Here is a 6427-nt window from a genome sequence, read left to right as displayed (position 1 = left end):
GGTCAACGTGGCCAACGGTGCCGATGTTGACGTGCGGTTTATTACGCTCAAACTTTTCCTTAGCCATTCTCTTGGCGCCCTTTTGAAATGTGGGGTCCCTATGCGACCCGGTTTCCTCTGCGCGCGCCGATTATTTGGTTTACGCGCAAAAATCAACCCGTTCCTGCTTGACAGTCGTGGATTTGGCAAACTTCGTCCGGATTGATGTGGTTTCGCACCCCGGAGCGGGGCAATGCCTTACTCGGCGGCCTCGGCCCGCAGATCGAACCAGCCGTTTTCCTTGTGCTGTTCGGCCATCCATTCTTCCACCGCATCGGCGATATTCAGCGACAATCCGGCGATCTGTTCTTCCTTGGTCCGGCTGTGGCCCGAGCCGACAATCGCGCTTTCGCCTGTGGTGTCCTCGAAGATCTCCATCTGATGCTTGTCGGCAAGGAACTCTTCCTTTTCCACGTCGTAGACAAAGACATTCACAACCGCGACGCTTTTGGGATTGAACAGCACCGGCACCCCCGGCGGCGCCAGCATGAAGCCCTCAAGGGTCACGGCAACGTCGTACTCCTGCGGCCCGTCATAGCGGCGCAGGCGGGCTTCCAGCGCTGTTTTCATCGGCTCGATCCACTCCGATTGCTCCGCAGCGCGGGACATCGGCCATTTCAGCGCTTTTTCAGTATAAACATGGGCAACCCGCACCCGGAAGGCACCCAGATCCTCGGGTGGTTCGTCCAGCAGCGTTTCAGTGCAGGCCGAAAGCAGCGCAAAAAGGCCCAGAAAGGCAAGAAGTCGGGTCATTCCATTTCCCTTGTATGAAGCTGGTGTATGAGGCCGGTCGCGCACAGATAGGCAGAGCCGCGCGCGCCGGTAAAGACGCGCGTCAGCAACACCGACGGCAGGTGGCAAAGGGGGCACAGATTTTCCGCGCCCCGCACCATCACTTGAATTTATAATTCCGTGGGAAGCCATAGGGCGGACGCTTGCCGACACCGGCGCGTTTACCCAGCCATTGGCTGAGATCCGTTTCATGGCGGGTCTTGCCGCCGCCCATTTCCCAGGTCAGGCCATCATCCCAGTTGAAGGTGGTGACATCGCTAAGGCCACCATCCAACTCCAGCGAGCCCTGCTTGCCGCGCGCCATATTGTACTTTTGCAGGCGCACGCCCTTGCCGCGGGACAGTTCCGGCATTTCCTCGACCGAGAAGACCAGGAATTTGCCGTTTTCCGACACCACGGCCACGTGATCGCCGGTGACAGGCACACAGATTCGCGCCTGTTCGTCGTCCTTGACGTTCAACACCTGCTTGCCGCCGCGCGTCTGGGCCACGATGTCCTTTTCGGCGCAGATGAACCCGTTGCCCGCAGAAGAGGCGACCAGGATCTTGCCTTCGGGGTTGTGGATCAGGATATCGACGATTTCGACCTCGTTGGGCAGGTCCACCATCAGGCGCAGAGGCTCGCCCATGCCGCGGCCACCGGGCAGCGTTGCGGCGCTGACCGTATAGAATCGCCCGTTGCTGCCAAAGACCAGCAGCCGATCGGTGGTTTCCGCGTGGAAGATGAAACGCGGCCCGTCGCCGTCCTTGAACTTCAATTCACGGTTCAGGTCGATATGGCCGGTCATGGCCCGGATCCAGCCCATCTGCGAACAGACAACGGTGATCGGTTCGCGGTCGATCATTGCCTCCAGCGGCACTTCTTCGACTTCGCCTGCCTCGGCAAACCGGGTGCGGCGGGCGCCGCCTTCGTAGTTCTTGCCGAACTGCTTTTTGGTTTCCCGCAGCTGTTCGGTAATCCGGGTCCACTGCAGTTCTTCCGACCCCAGCAATTCCACCAGCCCGGCGCGTTCCTCGCGCAGGGCATCGCGTTCCCGGGTCAGCTCGATCTCTTCCAGCTTGCGCAAAGAGCGCAGCCGCATGTTGAGAATCGCCTCGGCCTGAACCTCGGACAGCTCTCCGGTGCCTACACCGGGTGTTTTGTAGTCCGCCTCGTCATAGGCACGAGGGTGATCCTTCGACCAATCCTCCCGCATCAGAGCGGCCTTGGGGTCCTCATCATAGCGGATGATGTCGATCACCCGATCGAGGTTGAGGAAGGCGATGATGAAACCGTCCAGAACCTCCAGCCGGTGGTCGATCTTGGCCATCCGGTGGCGCGAGCGGCGCTGCAGCACGTCGCGGCGGTGATCAAGAAAGGCGCGCAGTACCTCTTTCATCGAGCAGACCTTGGGCGTGACCCCGTCGATCAGCACGTTCATGTTAAGCGAGAAGCGCAGTTCCAGATCGGAGTTGCGATAGAGCATGCCCATCAGCACATCGGGGTCGACGTTCTTGGAACGCGGCTCCAGCACGATGCGGATGTCATCGGCGCTCTCATCGCGCACATCGCCGAGAATCGGCACCTTCTTGGTCTGGATCAGCTCGGCGATTTTTTCGATCAGCTTGGATTTCTGAACCTGATAGGGGATTTCCGTGACCACGATCTGCCACTGACCCCGGCCAAGGTCCTCGACCTCATGGGTGGCGCGCAGCCGGAAGGAGCCACGCCCGGTGCGATAAGCCTTTGCGATGTTTTCCTGCGGTTCGACGATCACCCCGCCAGTCGGGAAATCTGGCCCCGGCACGTATTTCAACAGGGTATCATCATCGGCGCCGGGCGCCTTGATCAGGTGGATACAGGCGTCGATCAGCTCGGCAATGTTATGCGGCGGAATATTGGTCGCCATGCCCACAGCGATACCGCTGGCGCCATTGGCCAGAATGTTCGGGAAGGTTGCCGGCAAAACCGCCGGTTCGGTCAGGCGGCCATCGTAGTTGTCGCGAAAATCGACGGCATCCTCGTTCAGACCGTCCAGCATCGCCTCGGCGACAAAGGTCATGCGCGCCTCGGTATAGCGCGAGGCCGCCGGGTTATCGCCATCGATATTGCCGAAGTTGCCCTGACCGTCGACAAGCGGGTAGCGAACGTTGAAATCCTGCGCCAGACGCGCCATCGCATCATAGATCGCCGCGTCGCCGTGGGGGTGGAAATCCCCCATGGTGTCGCCGGAAATCTTCGCCGATTTCAGAAAGCCTCCAGTCGAATTCAACCGCAACCGGTTCATCGCATAAAGAATGCGCCGATGCACCGGCTTCAGCCCGTCACGCGCATCGGGCAGCGCCCGGTGCATGATCGTGCTCAGCGCATAGGTCAGGTAACGCTCGCCAATGGCGCGGCGCAGCGGTTCCAGCACTTCGCCGTTCTGCGGCGCGGAGGGGAGGTCGGGGTCTTCTACCAAGTCACTCATTCCGTGGTAATACTGCCCCCATGTGCCGCGGTAAAGCGGCGCGTTGTCCTCCCCCAGCCCGGATTTTCTCCCATGGCACCACTTGGGGGAGAAGAAATCGGACTCTCCCCTGTGTTTACGATCCTTTTTCACCTAGGCTTAAACCCGCGCAGCCTAATGTTCTGGCGTCAGTGCCACAGGGTCGAACAGCAGGATTCGGCCGCCACCGCCCACGAACGATGCCGCAGGGGCATCTGCCTCGGGCTGTCGTTAAATATTGCTATTTTCCGGGGGACCACGCCATGTCGCGCTTTGTTCTGGCGTCTTTTGCCTTCCTTGGCTGGGGGTTCTATGAGCTCAGCGGCGGGGCGGATTTTACGCCGCCGCAACGGCCTGTGGTGGAAAAGAGCGCGGCCACGGCCCCCACAGACAGCCCGGCCAAACTCGCTACACCCCGCAATGAGATAACCGTCACCGCAAGCTCTCTGGTGACCCGGACCTCTCTTGATCAGCGACACAAGGCCCTGGCGCAGGCACGTGCCGCTGGCCAGCAGGGCCTATACCCCAATTTATCCCCCAATCAGGGCGCCCAAGAGACCGAGACCGCCGCTGCCAAGGATGGCACAGCCGCGTTAAGCGCCACCTCCCCCCGCGAGACCGACAGCACCCCGGGCACCGCACCATCCGTTACATCACGGACCTCTGCGGCGCGGGTGATCTCCGCCGGGCTGGACACCGGAGGAATGCAACTTGCCTCGCTTGAAGAGGGCCTTGGCGGCGGGATGCAACTCGGCTTGCAAGGTCTGGGCACAACTCAGGCGCCACTGGCGGCCGCCACCAACCACCCCCCGACGACAGGCACGGCTTTGCTTGCCCCTGGGCTGACGGAAGACCCCGAAACGGACAAACGCAGCATCCGGGCCGCGCGGGTCAATATGCGGCAGGGGCCGGGCACCGCCTATCCGATCATCACCCGCCTGCTGGCCGGGGACGAAGTGATCGTGATCGGGGACAGCGGCACCGGCTGGCTGCATCTGCGCACCCCGGACAATGAACATTTTGGCTGGATCGCCGCTTCACTGGTCAGTCAAAAGGCCCCATAACTGCGCTGGCGCGGGTATCCCCCGCGCAGATGCAACGGGGGCAATATGCAAAAAACCATCCTGATTACGGGCTGTTCTTCGGGCATCGGACTGGATGCGGCGCGCGGCATGCGGGATCGCGGCTGGCGGGTTTTTGCCTCCTGCCGCCAGCAGCAAGACTGCGACCGGATGCGCGATGAAGGTTTTGACAGCCCGCTGATCGACTACACCCGGCCAGACACCATCACGGACGGGCTGAAACAGGTGCTGACCGCAACCGGCGGGGGCCTTGATGTGCTGTTCAACAACGGCGCGCACGGGCTGCCCGGCGCAGTTGAGGATCTGCCGACTGAGGCGCTGCGTGACATCTTCGAAAGCAATTTCTTTGGCTGGCACGAGCTGACACGCCAGGTACTGCGGGTGATGCGGGCGCAAGGCCATGGGCGCATCGTGCAGAACTCGTCCATTCTGGGTCTGGTGACCTTCCCGTGGCGCGGCGCCTATGTGGCAACCAAATACGCCATCGAAGGGCTGACGGATACGCTCCGGATCGAACTGACGGACACCAACATCCATGTGATCCTGATCGAACCCGGCCCGGTGACATCGAAGATTCGCGAAAACTCTATCCCGCATTTCGAACGCTACGTGGATTGGCGCGCCTCACCCCTGCGCGCCCGTTATGAGGAGAGCCTGCTGAAACGGCTTTACGAAAGCAAAGGCCCCGACCGGTTCGAACTCCCGGCCTCGGCGGTGACGGCGAAACTGATCCATGCCTGCGAGTCGCCTCGCCCCCGCCCGCGCTATTACGTAACCACGCCGACCCATATCGCGGGCTTCCTGCGCCGGATTTTGCCAACCCGATCAATTGACCGCATCCTGGCGCGGCTTAGATAGCGGATTCGCGGTCGCCATCCGCCCATGCAGGCGATAGACCGGGGCAACGCAAATGCGAAGGAGCAAGAGCAATGGGTGATCCGCTCTATATTCTGGCCATCCTGGCCATGGCGGCCGTGGTGACCGTTCTGGTGATCGGCCTTGGTGGCTTTGGTAAAGGCGGCGCCTTCAACCACAAGTATGGCAACAAGATGATGCGCCTCCGGCTACTGTTCCAGTTCATTGCCGTTGTACTGGTGGCCGCCTATGTCTACCTGCGCAATCAGGGAGGATAAGAAATCATGGTTGTTCTGAACAAGATTTACACCCGCACCGGTGACAAGGGCGATACGGCTCTGGGCAATGGTGACCGGGTTGCCAAACATTCGGCCCGGGTCACCGCCTATGGCACCTCGGACGAGTTGAACGCTTTTGTCGGCGTTGCCCGTCTTGAGGCCTCAGGTGAAATGGATGCCGCCCTTACCCGCATCCAGAATGACCTTTTCGATCTGGGGGCCGACCTTTGCCGCCCGGACATGGATAAGGACGGCGAATCGGAATACCCGCCGCTGCGCATGGTGCCCAGTCAGGTCGACCGGCTCGAAGCCGAGATCGATGTGATGAACAAAGAGCTGGCGCCGCTGCGCAGTTTTGTTTTGCCTGGCGGGTCGAAACTGGCTGCCCATCTGCACGTCTGCCGCACCGTGGCGCGCCGCGCTGAACGCCTGGCCACCGAGCTTGCCACCGAAGAAGACGTGAATCCGGCAGCGGTCAAATATCTCAACCGCCTGTCCGACTGGTTTTTCGTCGCCTCCCGCGCCGCCAATGACAATGGCGATCTGGATGTACTCTGGGTTCCGGGCGCCAACCGCTGACCCCCGGATCATCGCCTCTGCGAATCGCAGGGGCCCAAGACATACCCCGGCGACAACGCCGGGGTGGAAATCTGCCGTGGCGGCAGGCAGGGGCGCTTGCGAAACATTCTTGCAAAAATGATGCGCCAAACACGCGGACGCGACGTCCGGGGCCGCTAACATGACGATTTTTCACTGTTGCCCGCACCACTGACCCGGTATCAACGGCGCGAGAGCATGGAGGCCCGCCGTCCCCACGGCAGGCCGTTTGTTAAGGAGAGAACGCAAAATGAAGGTACTCGTGCCTGTCAAACGCGTGATTGACTATAACGTGAAGGTCCGCGTCAAAGCGGACG

The 6427-nt window shown here is 61.1% G+C and carries 7 protein-coding genes; 5 read left to right on the top strand and 2 right to left on the bottom strand.

What is annotated here, in order from left to right; all coding sequences use genetic code 11:
* On the top strand, positions 1-205 hold a 205-nt coding region (locus C6W91_RS20515), incomplete at its 5' end, for a hypothetical protein (protein ID WP_370571527.1).
* 32 nt (positions 206-237) lie between these two features.
* Here the strand turns inward: C6W91_RS20515 and C6W91_RS20510 are convergent.
* Both C6W91_RS20510 and C6W91_RS20505 read right to left on the bottom strand, forming a co-directional pair.
* The gene (locus C6W91_RS20510) at positions 238-792 is read right to left on the bottom strand and encodes a hypothetical protein (RefSeq protein WP_065271499.1); all 555 of its coding nucleotides are present in this window, start codon (positions 790-792) and stop codon (positions 238-240) included.
* A gap of 139 nt (positions 793-931) precedes the next feature.
* Positions 932-3280 carry a DNA topoisomerase IV subunit A gene (locus C6W91_RS20505; protein ID WP_065271500.1) on the bottom strand — a complete coding sequence of 783 codons (2349 nt, stop codon included), beginning with the start codon at positions 3278-3280 and terminating at the stop codon, positions 932-934.
* Between the two features lie 281 nt (positions 3281-3561).
* Here C6W91_RS20505 and C6W91_RS20500 point away from each other — a divergent pair, with 281 nt between their 5' ends.
* The 4 genes from C6W91_RS20500 to C6W91_RS20485 all read left to right on the top strand — a co-directional run bounded on the left by C6W91_RS20500 (position 3562) and on the right by C6W91_RS20485 (position 6092).
* Positions 3562-4362, top strand: a complete 801-nt coding sequence (locus C6W91_RS20500; RefSeq protein WP_274839966.1) for an SH3 domain-containing protein — start codon at positions 3562-3564, stop codon at positions 4360-4362.
* A 45-nt stretch (positions 4363-4407) separates the two neighbouring features.
* Positions 4408-5238 carry an SDR family NAD(P)-dependent oxidoreductase gene (locus C6W91_RS20495; RefSeq protein WP_274839967.1) on the top strand — a complete coding sequence of 277 codons (831 nt, stop codon included), beginning with the start codon at positions 4408-4410 and terminating at the stop codon, positions 5236-5238.
* 71 nt (positions 5239-5309) lie between these two features.
* On the top strand, positions 5310-5513 hold the full coding sequence (locus C6W91_RS20490; protein WP_370571526.1) for a twin transmembrane helix small protein: 204 nt from the start codon (positions 5310-5312) through the stop codon (positions 5511-5513).
* A gap of 6 nt (positions 5514-5519) precedes the next feature.
* Positions 5520-6092: a cob(I)yrinic acid a,c-diamide adenosyltransferase gene (locus C6W91_RS20485; protein WP_274836198.1), complete on the top strand. Its 573-nt coding sequence runs from the start codon at positions 5520-5522 to the stop codon at positions 6090-6092.
* The last annotated feature ends 335 nt before the right edge of the window (positions 6093-6427 follow it).

The sequence above is a fragment of the Phaeobacter sp. SYSU ZJ3003 genome (assembly GCF_041300735.1).
GTDB lineage: Bacteria > Pseudomonadota > Alphaproteobacteria > Rhodobacterales > Rhodobacteraceae > Phycobacter > Phycobacter gallaeciensis_A.
This window is presented reverse-complemented; position numbering and strand designations above follow the sequence as displayed.